Consider the following 16767-nt stretch of genomic DNA (forward strand, 5'->3'; position numbering starts at 1 on the left):
CTCTTTGAATAAGGTAATCGTCAATTGTTGTTATTTGTTTTGTCTCAATCAGTGGTGGCGCTCAGCACATATTGGAAGCTATTAGTGAATCTTGTTTAGCCAAATACACCATAAAAACGGCTAAGGTTGAGTCTAGGCGGTGGTACCAAGGCGGTCAGCTTACTAACTATATTGCTAATAATTGATAGCAATAGTGGCGTTGGCAATACTGGATTACACAAATTATTGGGCAAAAATTCTTCCCAATTTGATTTAATCAATATACACAGCGAGTTAAACAACTTGAGGTGTTAAAGCACATAAGCTTTGTAAATAAAGCTGACCTTGAAGCGTTCGTCTTCACATAACTGTGATATCGTAAACCTAACTAAGGACCCAAAATACCAGTGCCTAGGAAACTTGCAGAATGGAGTTTTTGGGATTACCAAGTGCTGTCCCTGTTCCAAGCGGGAAGGTCAATTGGGGAAGCCGAGTGTTCAGCGTTGTGTTTATTGAAAGCTGATGCAATAGCTTAGAATTTGGCATACTATGTGACCTAGAAAGGGTGAGCTAGAGACCAAACAAACACATTAAGGATGATGAGATATGAAAATTAAAAACCACATGGTAATTGCCGTGGCCTTTGTAATAGGGTTGAGCGCCTGCTCTAGTACTCCAAAAACCGAACAAGAGCAATTTAACGAGCTACAACGCTCGATAAGCTTCAAAGCCTTCAAAAAAATCACTGATAAAACCGTAAATCCCTCGCTTGAACTTTACAATAAAAAGAAAAAACAAGACCAATCTGAAGTCCATCCAGAAATAGTGCATGCATTCACTTCGGTGTCTCTCGCACTAGCTAACTACCCTACTTTTTCTGCAGCGTCAGCTGTGCTAGCAACTGAGGCAGCCGACGATGATATTGGCAGATATGTAGCCTACTCAGCTATGTCATTGTCTTTGCATAGCAATGGGTGGGATGAACTAGGTTCGCAGTATGCAGCCATGGCTAGTATTGAAGAGAAAGGTGAAGTACTCGACGAGAAATATCAAGATGCACGTATCACTGCCAAAGTCATTTTAGGTTTGTCGGCAATTCAACAGGGAGATGGAGTATCGGCAGAGTCTTTATTCTCTGAGCTTGGTGATAAAACAGGCCAAGATTGGTTGCCGATTGTTGCTCATGGAGCTGCTATTTTAATGGACGGACCAGGTCTATCCACGATTTCTAAACTAAACACTTTTGCCAATAGAGAAGACATCTCGTTTTCCCAGAAGCAGAAGCTCTTGCAATTGCGTATGCTGGCGGGAGACACTAATGGAAGCATTGAAGATGGCAAAACCGCCGTTTTAAAATCCGTAACACAGTGGTCTCTAAGTGCCTTGGAATCATTAGGTGAAGTGGCCGTTAACAGCACATATGAAGCAGCCAAGAACTCTGCTGAGAAGATATTGTTGATAATTGCGAACAAATAATGAATATAAAGAAGATTAACGCTATACACTAGCCTTTGTGACAGCTGGGTGTAAAGCATGTTTCACGTGTTTCTAACTCAAAAAGAGCAGACATTATCGAATGTCGATGTAGGTAAGATAAGGAAATGGCTGATTGTAACTATCCCTTAAAATAATTCTCCAATTTGTGAAATATGATTAATTAGAGTTAAAACATGCTCATTGAGTAGAGTATCACTCAATGAGCTTATAGTAATTAAGGAAAATAATTGAACAAACTAGTCTTAAGCATAGCTACATTTTTTTTATTCGTTTTGTCAGCTAACGCAACAGAATTGATAACTGTATCTTCACAGGCTGACTTTCAAAAGTATTGGGCTATTAACCAAAAGGCAATGGCGAAGTCAATGCCGGTAGATATTACAGAGATTTTTGAGAACGCGGAAGTTGTTAAAATGGAATTTATTGTAGATAAAACAGGAAGACCTAGGGACTTTAGACTACTTCCTGATAATTCAGAAAATGTTGTGAAAAATGAAAAAACGATAAAAGCCTTTTACATGTTTTTACGCTATCGACCTATCAGTGATAAAACACAGTCGGTAAAATTTAGTGGAAGTGTTGTCTGGCGAAAACCATCTTAAAGTTTTAGAAAATGTTGTTTACGTATTTCTTTGTAAATACCCCATTTGTAACACCGCTAGTTCATGGAACTCTTAAGCCGCATTTTTATACTCAATGGGTGACATATCATTAAGTGAGCATATGTCGATGAGATCGACAGGTAAAGATATCATGTCGAAAAAAGCCTTCTATTTCGACACGTTTTGTTTTCATGTAGATCTTATCCACATGAAAGCGCATGAGTAAAACGAACGCTATATGATAGCCTTCTAACCCTTCATTCTAAGCTTCCATAATCAGACGTTGCAGCAGACCTTCTTAGTCAATAAGTCACAAGGAGTAGCAAATAGCTTTAATCCGTCTTATACCCCCTGTGGTTAATCATTAATCACGCAAAAGCGTTCAAGTCATAAAAGCTGATGTCGATAAAATGAACTATAGTCGAGTTGAATAAGCTCAACTTCAAGCTTAAGCAAAACAATGAGTGATTGCATCACTAGTATTCAACCAGCAGAAATACATTCCCAAAATAAGGGGTAATATTTTGTTCTTCTCTCTAAATAAAAAATCGCCTACTGAAACTAACTACCCAGTATCTGCGACTCTTGCGATTAGCAGTAGTGGCATATCATCGAGTGCATTCGATAGTTTGAATTTACAGGGAGGCACAGAACTTGTACTAGCCTTTATTTCTCCTCACAACAACTTTAATCAAGTCATTCAAAGCTTACAGCATGCCATGCCGTTCGCGAAAAATGTAATGGGAATTATGACTGCCGGGGAGCTTGGCGGTGGCGTAAAAGTGTATCATGACACGCCTGACACTTGGGACAACATAGTGTTACAGGCATTCTCCACGTCTCTACTGGGCAAAACATCTTATCACTGTGTCAATCTGCACAGCGCCGATTTAAAGTCTGGAAATCCTACCGCTTCGCCTAAGGAGCGAGCTGACAAGATAGAAAGAGAGTTAGTACAACTTAAGCCTCCATTTGATATCAATTCCCAAGATACGTTTGCGTTGACTTACTTTGATGGCTTAAGTGCCTCGGAAGAGTATTTTGCTCAAGCTTTATATCAAAGTGAGAAGTTTCCTTGCTATTTTATTGGAGGGTCTGCGGGTGGCAAGCTTGACTTTCAGGCTGCAAATATCAGTTTAAATGGTCAAGTAAAAGAAAATACAGCCATTGTTGTGTTTTGTAAGCTAGGCAAAGGTTACAAATATGGCGTCTTAAACAGTCATAATTATCAGTCTATAGGGGTTGAATTTACCGCCGCAAGATTTGACTCATTAAGTCGAACCTTGTATTCGGTGTTAGACTCAAATCTCAATCTTATCACGCCTGTAGAAGCCCTCAGTAAACACTTTTCATGCTCACCCCATCAACTAGGTGACAAATTAGTTGGCCACTCATTTGGTCGCAAAATGAATGGAAAACTCTATGTGTTGACAATTGCAGCCATTAACGACGATGGCAGTATAAAATATTTTGGCGACTTGTCGTTTGGGCAAACCTTTGAGCTGCTGCGAGCCAAGCCTTTAGGCCAAGCAACTTCAAAGGATTATGCTGAATTTATGAGACATAAACCAAGAGAGCCGATAGCGACGATCGCAAATGATTGTATTTTTCGACGCTTAAATAACCCAACTGATTTAAAAGATGTTTGTGTGTTTGATCAAACTAAGATGTCTGGTTTTTCTACCTTTGGCGAGTTTTTGGGCATACACCAAAATGAAACGCTCACGGCACTCGCGTTTTTTGAGGTCAATGAAAATGAAGCTTTCTATGACGATTATGTAAACAATTTCGCTTTTTATTATTCTTCGTTTTCCAGTCAACACTTAAAATCGACGATTACGAGTTTGACGCATATTAACAATCTACAAGACAACTTAATTACTCAGTCATCACGTTTTCAGCCATTATTGGAAGAATCTAATGGCCAGTTAGAAAATGTCGCGTCAAAGGCCACTCAAGCAGCGAAGAAGCAATTAGCATTAGGAGAAGAGTTCTCGTCATTTATGCAGCAGGTTGCCCAACAAGATGCGCAACGCAGCGAGCTCACATCAAGCGTTGAGCAATTAGGAAGTAATGCTGTAAAGATTGTCGATATCATAAAATCGATTGGCAGCATTGCCGAGCAAACTAATTTACTCGCGTTGAATGCAGCGATAGAAGCGGCTAGAGCGGGAGAGGCTGGACGCGGATTTGCAGTAGTTGCCGATGAAGTACGAGCGCTATCCATGCGGACACAATCAAGCCTACAAGAAACGGGGGATACTGTGGATGCGGTATCGCGTTCAATTGACAGCATATCTAGTGCTGTAACAGGTATTAATGATTTACTTGCTAACATTGAAAAGGGGTCGAACGGGCTGAAAGAAGAGTTGAACGGCTTGTCTCATGAATCGTCGCAAGCCTCAATTAGTGCAGAGGAGAGCATCAACCGAGCCTCAAGTGCTCAAGCTGAGATGCAACAAATCGCAAACGAAACGCAAAAGATAGAAAAGCTAAATGAGCTAGCACGAAAATATAAGTGAGCACCGCTAAGGGCAGTGAGCTCTGCTTCTCAATGGGTGGCCACGTTTCTATAAATCGGTGTATAGCATTGCATATTTCGACCATTTGAACTTGTAGATTGGAAGCCAATCACGATTTTAACTTAAATGATATTCGACTGAACTTACGATGTAAGAAAGAAAGCAATTAAAAAAACAAATGAACTAAATGAAAGAATGCTACCTAAGTATGCACTTAAGTTTATTCGAGCTTAGGCAAACACTTTAGTTGAATGTGAGTAATCTATTTTGATTAAGATATGAATCGAATCTGCTCTTCTAAAAGCACATGCTCAACAAAGATATCCTAAACAATTAAACAAATGCATGCGTAATTTAAGATTTAAACCGTAATTTATTCGGGCCTTAATGCCCTCTCAAGATTGAATTTAATGTAGTATGCGTTAGGGCTAACTTCAACATTGTCTATTTCAATAACAGCACCTTGTTTAAACCCAGTTTTCAACCTAGGGTTAGCCACAACTTTCTCATCAGAGCCTGACACTTCGACTATTTCTATATCAAAAAATGCAAGTTCTTCTAAATCCGATACTGTAAAGTTAAATCTGTACTGCCCCCCTAATTCGAATGATACTTTTTTATCAAAATCGACCCACATTGACATCTGAGATGTGTGAGTGCTTATTTCTTTACTTTCTCTGTCCTCAATTTTTAAATCGAAGTTAACCAAAGTACCTTGATACTGCTTGTCTAGGTTTTCGACTTTGCTATCAGTTGGGGTAGCAAGAGTATTCCATGTCATTGCTATTAGTGCAGTGCAGATGGTTAGAGCGTAAGTTACCTTTCTTTTTAATGTCATTTTTCTGTTTTCCTTTAGTAGTTTCACTCTAAAAATACTGTTGCTTGTATTAGATGTGGCAGCGCAATTTAAGGGATATTGCTTAGTTTTGTGATTAAACAAAATGAGCGATGTTAGTCCATCAATATACTCTTCTAGGCCAAACTCTTTACTTGCGTCTTCATCACATAGTGCCTCTATAAAAAACCTATTTTTATCTGCCAGAACCCTGACCAAAGGATTCCACCAAAAAATCGATTCCACTAAGGTGAGTAGAACTAATCGAACGTTGTCTTTCCTCTCTAGGTGTTTCTTCTCATGACAAATGATTAAGTTTATCTGGCCGATATCAGTAATGCTCTTTGAAAAAACTATCTTTGGCGATCTTATTCCTAGGAGCATTCCGCTTGGTGTGCCATTCGCCGAGTAAACGGGGACTTGATGTTTAAGGGATAAATCTTTGTGAAACTGGAGTGACGGGTCACTAACAATCCGACTATTTAGGGTCATTACATCGATGATTTTTTTGATAAACAAAATTGCACCAATAAGTAGGGCAATTAGTATTATAAAACGCGCTAAAAGCTCTCTGCTAACAACACTGGTATTTGAGGCAGCCGTTGACTCTGTGCTGACCAAAAACGATTGTTTGAGAATTAAAGGTTCAACTAATACTTCCGCTGGAACAATTTGGGCGAGGAAGGCATATGGTATCAACCAAACAAAAATCCCGAAGCAAGATAAATAATAATTTACGCTACTGGTTCCATTTCCATATTTCAAAAGAGCTAAAACAATTAACGTTACGATGCCATTGACAAAAAAATATCCTTCCATTTATTTCAGTCCCTTTTTACGTTCATCAAGCAAAGCTTCCAAATATTCAATATCTTCAATAGATAAGTCTTCTTGTTCGAGAATATGTGCAGCTAAGGGGCGACTCTTGCCAAGAAAAACTTTTCTAATAAATTCTTTGATCAGAGGGGTTCTAACGCTTTGCTTCTCCGTTGTTGGGATGTAGAAAATAGTTCTCCCCTCAGTTCTACTGCGCTTTAAAGAGCCCTTCTTCTCAAGGCGGTCGATGATCGTTTTAACTGTCGTATACTTTACATTTCTTCTACTCTGAATTATTTCGTGGACTTGAGGTGCCGTCGACTCATCGGACTCCCAAATTATTTGCATTACTTCAAGTTCAAAATCAGATAGGGACATTTTCGCTCAACTAAATCTACAAGTGTAGATATATCATATAACTACACTTGTAGATTTAGCAAGTAGTTTTTACATAGAGAGTTACTTGGCTAGTCTCCACCAATCAGGTTAAGTATGGGAATAAGGAAGCAAGTGCTTGTACGATTAACGTACAACTTATTTGACAACATTATGCAACCAAACTAGAGTGAATATGTCGATTTCCAAGGATCTGAAGTCGACACTAATCAATTATGGAGAAACGCTATGAAATATAAGTTATGTGCAACATTGGGCTTAGCAGCCTGCCTTTCCTTCTCTGCGTTGGCTGGTGAAGCAACTAACACCAAGGTTTCTTGGGAACAAGAAAACATAGATCAGAGCTGGAAAAATAGTTTCGCAACAGACGTTCAAGCTAATACTGCCAAACACCTAAAAGACGGTGAAGTATTAAAAATCAAAATCGTTTCCGTAGACGCAATCAATCGTGATTTGCAAGCGTTAAACGTTAGAACCGGTGCCGATGTGAATTCCAAGGACGACCGCGCTCCTAGCATTAGAAGTATACAAAACCGCCAGGTAGGCGATATTAAGTCTCTGTCCAACCTACTTAGCCTTTCTTTCGAATACGCAATTCTGAATGAAAAAGGTGACTTGTTGGAATCTGGCAGTGCCGAGCTCGAAAAGCGTGTTACAAAAAGTAAGATTAAAGCAAACCGCAGAAATACGGCCCCGCTCTACGCTGAATTAGTAGATGATTGGTATACCGCCTCTTTTAGTGGCTAGTAATCTGTAGATACTATAGTTAAGCGAATAGCTCAACGCGCTGCGTTTTCACAAGCACTTTGGCTCCTTGAGCCTTTTTGTTAACCGAAACGCAGAGTGCTTAACTAGTTTTGCAATGTAATAGGCTGGCTTATCGCTACGTTGGCAACTTTACTCAGTAACTGATTCACTTTTTCGAACACCATTAAACATAGCATCAAAGTTAGGCTCATTTTCTTGTTTACAAACTTCTTGTTGTCTAGCTATTTTTTCAAGTTCATACCTTTTCTCAGCATAGAAGTTTGGTGTCACTCGCCGCTGAGGATAAGCTAACTGCTCAGCTTCATGTTGAATTGTCACTCCGTGTAGAGGCCTCTTTGTAAATTCTTTAACAGTCTCTAAGGTTGAAAGCAAACCGCCACCCTCGCAATAAAAGTAACCTGAATGACAAATGCACTTAGCACTGCCAGAACTAGCGTTTATTTTAAGTCCGTAGTTCAGCGGTATAATACGTGTACTTTTACTAATATCACCAATAACATGCGTACCTGGCTGAAACGATTGATACACTATTGCCTCAATGTTATTTGCATGAACGTTGCTAATAATCCACCTAACAGGGTTGTAAGAATTAAGAAACAGTACCAAAGGCTCTTTTGATTTATCTAAGTCCAAGCGAATTTCAGCATTCATGGCGGCACTTTCATATACCGACACTAATCCAATCTCAGCAGTAGGCTGTTCTGGCTGTTTTAACTGTTCTAATATATCAGCAAGAGCGGTTTTTTCAATCTTATCAACAGGATCGCTTATTCGCATAAAAAAATCTGTCGTGTGCCAATTGTTAAAATGGTCAACCTCAATTTTATGGCTACCTTTCTCACAAAAATAAAGAAGCTCTCTAGATATCCCTCCCTCGTAAAATATTTCACCATCGATAATAACGCGACTTTGCGCTCGACTTTGTGCAATCGATATTAGTTTTTGCTGGTCCTGTTCGCAGTGTATTTGGCCAACCCAATACCCAGCAAAATCTTCTGATGGTATATCTTTTAAATCGTCATAAGCATACTGAAGCGCAATGTTATCGACTAATTCACTATGCACTTCAATATAATTAATCTTTGATTTACGATTGTAATAATAAGCACGAAACCCGACTTCTGGTAATGCATCAGATATAGTCAAAAAGCTAGCTTTACTGGAGACAGAGTCCTTATCGGATAATTGCTCAAGGTAGGGCGTAATATCTCGCACATAGCTCGTAAAGTGTTCATCTCGAACGTTACTGCCTCTGTGCACGCGCTTATTCTCAAAGCTCTCTGTATCAGCGATATACTCATTTATTGCTACATTAGACTTGGTAGTGACCTGTGATGCTTGATTATTCTTAAAGCTCATATCAGCGATACGCTTATTTATCGCTAAAATATACTCGGGAGTGGCTTCTGATTCGTGATTAATATAAAAATAAGTTCTCAAGAGCTCCCTAAAATTAGGAGCCCATCGAGAGCGTGGATTTTCATTTAAAAAACTGACGATATTTTCTAAATCGGGCGTAGTTTGCAACTCAGCATAAATTAAATTATCTCGCTCATAGGCTATTGTTTCTGCCCAAATAGATGAGGGGTGCTTATCTAAAAAACCCTGATATGCTGCCACCGTATCTAATGCTATTGCATCTCGATACGCATCATCGGGAGTTTTTATATTTTGGCCTGTATAAGCTAAATACAGCATGATAATAAGCACAGAAAAGATGAGCGCTAAAGCGATGAGTTTTTTGAAGTTGAGTTCTCTCTTGTCAGCCAAAACAATTCCTTTTTTAAGGCCAAGTGAAATGCGACGGAGTTTGAACAATAAGAACAAAGAATGCAACATAAACAGTGGAGCAAACCTAAAAGAAATCCAGGTTTACTAGGCATGCAGTCATTAGCGCAATGGCGAATCGATTTGTTGAAAACAGACTTTTAACCAAAGCCCTGTTTAATTACTTACTTGAGCTTTGATTAAATTGATAAGTGAATTCGCTGCATAGTTTTTAGGCATAGCCTGTGGTGCGGTGACAGACAATTGAAATGCTCCCTCTATTGCCGCAATTACTATTGCGCTTAGGTGCAAAACCTCTTCATCAACTTCGGTTTTTACCGCCCAAACATCAACAAGTAATGCCGCAATCATATCCTGTTGAGTCTGAATCAAGCCCTGATAAATCTCTCTTACCTCTGGTTGCCTGATAGATTCCGCCGCAATCACGACCCAAGCGGAAACTACTTCTGGCATTTGAGTATCACCAATCGCTAGTCGCGCATTAATAAAGGCTTCTAGCTTTTCCCAAGGACTTTGCTTCTCTTGTTGGAGTTTAGCTAATCTACCCTCAGCAGACCTGACTATCCAGTTAACTGCGGATATTAGAATATCTTGTTTTGTTTTAAAGTGATAATGAATCAAACCTGGGGCAAGCCCAGCCTCTTTGGCGATAGCTTGAATTGACGCTTTCTCATATCCCTGCTGTGCCATGACTCGCAACAATGCTGTGGCAATTTCTTGCTTTCTCTCATTTGTGTTGGATGGCCTGCCCATTATTTTCTCGCTCAACAATGTTTATTGGTTATTTAACCAAAAAACTTTGATTTATGCGACTTTTCTGTTTAATATTTAATTTATTGGTCAATCAACCAAATAATCAATGAAACTATGTTCATGATTTCCGCAAAGACGAAACCCGAGGGGAAAATAATGTTAAAAACTAGATGGCTAAGACTAATGGTAAGTTTGGGGTTTTCAGATAACATGGAAGCCTACATTAACATTATAGGAGCGTATTCTGAAAAGGGCCGGAGCTATCATACTATTGCCCATTTAGAATCAGTTTTGAAATGTTTGGATAGCGTCGATCATCTAGCTCAACGCAGAGACGAGGTTGAGATAGCATTATGGTTTCACGACGCTGTCTACAAGCCCTTTTCAAGTTCAAATGAAAGTGATAGCGCAAAATGGGCATCAGATTTTTTACAGAGCAATGGTGCCAGCGATACAAGTCAAAAACGAGTTTTTGATTTAGTCATGGCAACTGCACATCAAAGCTCTACAAATTCTATAGACGAAAATTTGATTGTTGATATTGACCTGTCAGTGTTGGGGAGGTCCAGAGCTGACTATAATGCATTTTCACGAGGGGTAAGGGAAGAATACCGAAGAGTTCCTTCGTTTATCTACCGCAGAAAAAGGAAAGAGGTATTAGCAAGCTTTCTTAGTCGTGATCGAATATATACTTTTGAGCAATTTCAAAAAAAGTATGAAGCCTCCGCGCGAGAAAATATTGCAAAGGAAATAGAAACGCTGTGAAGCGCTATTTGCACCTTACTTTTATCCACTCTACCAAGGTTGATTTGTACGATGATAATTACTACAAACTAAATGCGGCGATCTGTTAGTTAGATGTATTAGTTAGACTATTAAGTTTTTGTAGCCCATACCATTAAATCACCAGCCTTCATTGGCTTTGCAAAATAATAGCCTTGATAAATATCGCATCCAATCGCATCTAGCAGTTCAATATGTTTTCGCTCTTCAACGCCCTCAGCAACCAATTTCAATGACATGTTTTTACCTATTGTCACTATTGATTTCACCAAGTCATACGCTTTTGTTGATTCTATTTCTATCACAAACGAACGATCTATTTTTAATACATCAAGTGGTAAGTCTTTAAGGTATGAGAGTGAAGAATATCCCGTACCAAAATCATCCAAGGCGATAGAAAACCCTAAAGACTGAAGTTCTTTTAGTGTTGATACTGATTGCTTGCGATTTGATAGTAATCCTGACTCTGTAATTTCTATCTCGATTTTAGCCGGGCTTATGCTATGAGTATTCAAAATGGCCATAATGTCATCAATAAACGTAGCCTTCTCAAGATGTAAACAACTGACGTTGATTGCCACCCTGCCATCAAACTCAAACCCAGCTTGGTGCCACTTATTTATCTGCTCACAAACGCTATCTGTCATCCACAAGCCCAGCTCTTCAATATAGCCGGTTGACTCTGCAATTGTAATAAACTCAAAAGGTGACACAAACCCTAAGCTTGCGCTCTGCCACCTTGCTAAAGCTTCCATTCCCAGTAATTTGCCGTTTGTATCAACCTTGGGTTGGTAGACCGGATACAGTTCTTCCTTTTGGTTTAATGCTTGTCGTAAAAGGCGCTCAACGGTCTGTTTTCTGTTTATCTCATCAATATATGTCGCATCGAATAGGCAAATATCATCATCGGCACTGGTTTTTGCTTTAACTAAGGCTATTTCAGCGCACCTTATTACTTCAGTGTGCTTTTGCGCTTGCATTGGAAACACAACTGCACCGCCCACGCAACTGAGTTCGATTTGCGTATCATCAAGTTTTATTGGCTTTTCGATTACACGTTTTATTGCATCAAAATGTAGATTAATTACAGCACTCATTTCATGTGGTGTTTGTTTTATGAGTAAGGAAAATTGATTGCCGCTAATGCGCCCAATCACAATATTGCTACTTGCGTAGCTTGATAGACGTATTCCTATTTCCTTAAGTGCATACTCTGCTGCGGTAAAACCAAACACACTGTTTATTTGCCCAAACTTTTTTAAATCTATGATAATCAACGCAGAATGTGAATCATTCGCTTGGTTCTCATCATACTGTTGTTTTATCAAGTCGTGTGTACTTAATAAGTTGGGTAACTTAGTTAAATAGTCAAAGTAAACACTTTTATGCTGCTCTTTGGCTAATTTAACGCGTTGAATTTCAGATGCTGTTCTTGAGGTGAACACTTCTAATGTGCGTTTTTGAGCATCTGATAATTTTATGGGGCGGTCATACAGTAAAATGATACTGCCTTCTAAGCCGTCATGATCGTTTTTAAGGGGCGCGTTGATAATGGCTTGTGCATTAATTCTGTTGACTAGCGCTAGATTTGGAAAGCGTTCATTGGCTTTTTCTTCGATAAAAAGAGTCGCATCATATGAGATTAGTTCATTCGGAATATCACTTAACTTGTACGAAAAATTCTGCGCAATACGACCGTCTTGTAACACGACTTGAGTGCTAATTTCTTCTATATTTTCTGGGTCATCAAATTCACAAATATAAAGTAATTTTGGCTTTTCTAAATGATATAGCTCATGGCACACATCCTTAAAAAATTGTGAACTATCATTTGCGGCCACCCCTTTTGCTAGACTAAATAGCATGGATTCCAAACTGGCTTTTTCAACAATTTCTTTTGCTAAAGATGCAGACTTCCACTCCAAAGACATGCTGATAGACACACATGCGAAGAAGTTGAGTAGGCTAAACGGTAAGCCCCCAAGGTTAATAAGATTCAAGATGCCCATGTCGGTGAGTGCGGCAGCGATGGTAGTCAAAATCTGTAGACATATAGTGCTAGTAACGGTGATTGAAAGTAGTCGTCTGCCCTGTATATAGGCTACTCGAGCGATGTATATTAACCCGAGCATGTAAGCGAGGATGAATATATTGTAAAAGTAACTGACTGGATTCACATCGCCCTTAATAACCGAGACTGTTTCACCCGTAAAAATGGTAAATTGCCTGAGTTGCAACTCGCCCGTGAACCAAATAGGGCTGTCTGAAAAGGTGTTAACCAAGAAAAAACAAATACTCGCAACACTGACCAGTGCTATTGACCAAGCGGGGGCTTTTTGACGGCTCCAGTACATGAGCATAAGCACTGATATTGGCAAAGCAGCAAAGATTGCGGCGGATTGGATATACAACCAATTCAATGCTTCTTGTAGTGTCTGAGCATCGTGAAACTCCCAAGTGGCATATTGAAAGACCGTGATGACTACGCCTGACAATAATAGTAATTTGAGATGAGCTTTGTTTTTAAAGGCGCCCGACAGCAACACCACCGACGCGCTAACAAAGTTCAGCGTGATGGTTGCTGTAAAATAAAATGCGATGAGGTGATTCATCTCAAGCATGCAATTGCCCAAATAAGTAAGAAGTTATTTTATTGATGAAGCGCAATCGTGATTACACAACGCCACTACTTCATATCTGCTGATATAGAAAAATCTTTATTTGAAAGAAATGTCAGATTTATTTACAGACACTTAATCTAATAAATACGAGCCTGAAGTTCAGCAAGCCCTCGATGCGTCAAGAACGTAATTGAAACGCGAAAAGCCCAAGCATTTAATAGCGTTTTTCCTTTGATAAAAAACGATTACCTAAAGAAAGTTAGCATTTTACCGCTATACTATTAACTAATTGATCGATTCTTCGAGGTCATTTTATTAACCCTCATCGCGTATGCCGCCCCTACAGTTATCATACAAAAGTGATAAAGAACATCTTTGCGCTTATATTTTTGCTTGGGTGTTTAGTATATTCTCACCTTGCTTTATCGAAATTTTCTCTCCCTAACCCTCGCTATTATTCAACAGAGCATGGGCTGTCCCAAATTGCCGTATATGACATCCAACAAGATAGCAACGGCTACATTTGGGTGAGTACACAATTAGGTATTGATCGCTTTGATGGTTATAACTTTGTAAATTTCAAACAAACTCCTATTGAGGGTGAGGGCCCGAGCTCGTCTTTTGTTTATGATATTGAAATTGCACCAAATGGAGGCTTGTATATAGGCTCCATGAATGGACTTGACTATCTAAACCCCGAAACATCAGTTTTTGAGCCATTGTTATTAACAAACGCCGATGGCACAACACGACAGACTGTTAACGAGATACACATTGATAACAAAGGCATTATCTGGGCATGCACGGATAAGGGCCTATTCGTCGGTCAAGTTGAACGGCGCGAATTCACTCTCTTTACAACGTCAGACTCTTCGATTCCTTGCCAGAGCCTCAGCAGCATCGACAATCAGTATATGGCAATTGGCACTCAAAATGGACTGAGCATTCTCAACAAAGAGAGCTTGAAAATAGTGAAAACGATTTTGGAAGGTAATCGAATATCCTCTATCAAGACAGAATCAAACGAAGGTTTATGGGTAGGCACCAATGGCTCAGGTTTATATAAAATTAAAGTGCTTAGCGAAAGCAACACAATCGATTTTGGAGTTTCAAAGATTGGCATCGACAGTGGTCTTGCTGATTCGATTATAAACGATATTGAAATATCGAATATGGGTGAAATTTGGTTGGGAACACCATCTGGTATATTTATTATCCCTGAGCCTATGGAGTCAAATCAGGCCATCTTCTTTGATGAACGTATACATAATCAGGGCACAAATAATCCTCATGCTGTTGTCTTACATATGCTTTTAGACGGTACGATAATTTTTGGCACTCGAAACAAAGGTTTTGCAATAGTCGACCCAAGAACCACAATGTTTAGTCGTGTATTGTTTAAAAGTGAAAAGTCAGTCATTTCAGTTACAAAAGGCCGACAAGGGCAAACCTGGACATCGAGTGAAAAGGGCCTTTGGTTATTAAATGACGCCCTAGAAGCACAGCAGCTTTTTCTTTTCGCCGGCGATTATGATGGGCTGCAAACAACAAATAAACTCACTAATATCGCTTACGATTATAACTCAGATATTCTTTGGTTGGGTACTCGCTTAGGTTTGTATCGCTTAGATGACGTCAACAATCCTGCAGAAATTGTGCCCGTGGGCCTGACAAACATTTCTCTGTATTCAGTTCGACCTGATGATGGAGATAAGCTTTGGCTAGGTAGTTATAACAACGGACTCTTTTTATTTGACGCCAAAAGTAATGAAGTCATACACCACTGGGATTTACCTTTCGTGATCGACATCGTTCATGATGAAAATAATATTCATTGGGTACTCACCACCGGCGGCTTAGTGAAACTAGACGGTAAAACATACGAAACGCAGACTTACGTGTCTTCACCTGCCGAACCTAACGCTTTACCTTACAACGTGGTTACTTGGCTCTCAAAGTACGACGAGACGCAATATTTTATAGGCACCCAAGGTAATGGCTTGGCAATGATGAGCTTTGATTCTTCGACGCCCAACCAGGACCCTAAGTTTTCGCCTCTCTTTGAAGACACACCGCTATCAAAAAACTCCATCGGCTCAGTGGTTAAAGATGAAAAAGGTAACTATTGGATAAGCACAGATTCATCAATAGCGCGCGTAGATAGCAAATTAGAAAAGATTGATTTCTTTGATGACAGCGACGGTGTTAATCGGTCGGGCTACTTTGTGGGCTCATTTGCTAAATTAGATAACGACTTTATCCTCTTTTCTGGGGCCGAAGGTTTAACTTACTTTCACCCTGATGATATCCAAACGTCGACGACTCAACCACTGGTGAAATTAAGTGAAATTTCCATTCTCGATAAAGGCGAAGATGAGAAAATTTTAAACGCTCATGACTTACCATTAGGAGATCTTCATGCCACGGAGGAGATTATTCTGAGCGCCGATAACCTCATGTTCAGTGCGGAGTTTGTTGCCTTGGAATATGGTAACCCAAAAGATATTCAATATGCTTATCGACTACTTGGGTATGATGATAGATGGCGCTATACCAATGCTTTCGAGCGTTCGCTTACTTACACCAATCTCAACCCAGGAAACTATCAGCTAGAGGTAGCCTCAACTAATCGCTACGGTAATTGGGACTACAACGCACTCACACTGAAAATCAAGGTACTCGCGCCATGGTATCAAACCAATATAGCTCGCTTTTTGTTTATTTGTTTGCTTATTGCTACAGCTGTTTTAGTGTTCAAATGGCGTATGTATGCCGTTACTCAACAAGCAAACAAATTACGCTATTTAGTTGATAAAAAAACCAAAGACCTAGAAGTTGCGAACGAGCAACTCACGTTATTATCAAACCAAGACTCCCTTACTCAAATTCTTAACCGACGAGGTTTTTTTGAGTTGTCTAAACAAGAGATGTCAAAATTTACAAGGCACAAGCTCTACTTTTCTATTGTTATGCTGGATATCGACCACTTTAAAAGCATCAATGATAACAGAGGCCACAGCGCTGGAGACCTTGTAATACAAAAAGTGGCAAGTTGTATTCGAACAAAAATACGTAAACATGACATACTCGCCCGCTGGGGAGGTGAGGAATTTATATTATTGCTTCCGAAAACCGATGAGCTTGGTGCCATCATGGCTGCCGAAAAGATATGCGAATGCATCAGAGAGTTAGTTGTGCAATTCGAAGGTGAACCGATAAAAGTGACTATTTCTGGTGGAGCGGCCTGCATTAATGACTTTGAAACGATAGAGCGTTGTATTCAAAAAGCTGACGAAAATCTGTATCAAGCAAAGCAAAGCGGAAGAGATCGCATCTTTCAGTCGAAGAAAAGCCAAAGCTTGTAGCGATAATGCTCAGTAATGGAGTATCGGCGCTCGCTTGCAAAC

The 16767-nt window shown here is 39.6% G+C and carries 10 protein-coding genes and 1 pseudogene; 6 read left to right on the top strand and 5 right to left on the bottom strand.

What is annotated here, in order from left to right:
• Nucleotides 1-585: 585 nt before the first annotated feature.
• The 3 genes and pseudogenes from ISG33_RS12320 to ISG33_RS12330 form a co-directional block, all read left to right on the top strand.
• Nucleotides 586-1455, top strand: coding sequence for a hypothetical protein (locus ISG33_RS12320; RefSeq protein ID WP_195733922.1), 870 nt, complete (start codon nt 586-588; stop codon nt 1453-1455).
• A gap of 248 nt (nt 1456-1703) precedes the next feature.
• Nucleotides 1704-2078 (top strand): hypothetical protein, encoded by a 375-nt coding sequence (locus ISG33_RS12325; protein ID WP_195733923.1) that lies wholly within the window; start codon nt 1704-1706, stop codon nt 2076-2078.
• A gap of 464 nt (nt 2079-2542) precedes the next feature.
• Nucleotides 2543-4510: pseudogene (locus tag ISG33_RS12330) on the top strand (methyl-accepting chemotaxis protein); the annotation flags it as partial.
• 463 nt (nt 4511-4973) lie between these two features.
• Here ISG33_RS12330 and ISG33_RS12335 read toward each other — a convergent pair.
• A complete protein-coding gene (locus ISG33_RS12335; protein ID WP_195733925.1) occupies nt 4974-6254 on the bottom strand; it encodes a M56 family metallopeptidase in 1281 nt (426 codons plus the stop codon).
• Nucleotides 6255-6629 (bottom strand): BlaI/MecI/CopY family transcriptional regulator, encoded by a 375-nt coding sequence (locus ISG33_RS12340; protein WP_195733926.1) that lies wholly within the window; start codon nt 6627-6629, stop codon nt 6255-6257. It lies immediately after the preceding gene.
• A 246-nt stretch (nt 6630-6875) separates the two neighbouring features.
• Between ISG33_RS12340 and ISG33_RS12345 the strand changes: the two genes are divergently transcribed.
• Nucleotides 6876-7394 carry a hypothetical protein gene (locus tag ISG33_RS12345; RefSeq protein WP_195733927.1) on the top strand — a complete coding sequence of 173 codons (519 nt, stop codon included), beginning with the start codon at nt 6876-6878 and terminating at the stop codon, nt 7392-7394.
• 150 nt (nt 7395-7544) lie between these two features.
• Here the strand turns inward: ISG33_RS12345 and ISG33_RS12350 are convergent, their stop codons facing one another.
• A complete protein-coding gene (locus tag ISG33_RS12350; RefSeq protein WP_195733928.1) occupies nt 7545-9185 on the bottom strand; it encodes a hypothetical protein in 1641 nt (546 codons plus the stop codon).
• A 174-nt stretch (nt 9186-9359) separates the two neighbouring features.
• Nucleotides 9360-9956, bottom strand: coding sequence for a TetR/AcrR family transcriptional regulator (locus tag ISG33_RS12355; protein ID WP_195733929.1), 597 nt, complete (start codon nt 9954-9956; stop codon nt 9360-9362).
• A gap of 156 nt (nt 9957-10112) precedes the next feature.
• Here ISG33_RS12355 and ISG33_RS12360 point away from each other — a divergent pair, with 156 nt between their 5' ends.
• The gene (locus tag ISG33_RS12360; protein ID WP_195733930.1) at nt 10113-10721 is read left to right on the top strand and encodes an HD domain-containing protein; all 609 of its coding nucleotides are present in this window, start codon (nt 10113-10115) and stop codon (nt 10719-10721) included.
• 110 nt (nt 10722-10831) lie between these two features.
• Here ISG33_RS12360 and ISG33_RS12365 read toward each other — a convergent pair whose 3' ends face one another.
• Nucleotides 10832-13360, bottom strand: a complete 2529-nt coding sequence (locus tag ISG33_RS12365; RefSeq protein WP_195733931.1) for a putative bifunctional diguanylate cyclase/phosphodiesterase — start codon at nt 13358-13360, stop codon at nt 10832-10834.
• Between the two features lie 359 nt (nt 13361-13719).
• Between ISG33_RS12365 and ISG33_RS12370 the strand changes: the two genes are divergently transcribed.
• Nucleotides 13720-16725 carry a ligand-binding sensor domain-containing diguanylate cyclase gene (locus tag ISG33_RS12370; RefSeq protein ID WP_195733932.1) on the top strand — a complete coding sequence of 1002 codons (3006 nt, stop codon included), beginning with the start codon at nt 13720-13722 and terminating at the stop codon, nt 16723-16725.
• Nucleotides 16726-16767: the final 42 nt, after the last annotated feature.

The sequence above is a fragment of the Marinibium conchae genome (genome assembly GCF_015595035.1).
In the GTDB taxonomy this organism is placed as follows: domain Bacteria; phylum Pseudomonadota; class Gammaproteobacteria; order Enterobacterales; family Alteromonadaceae; genus Glaciecola.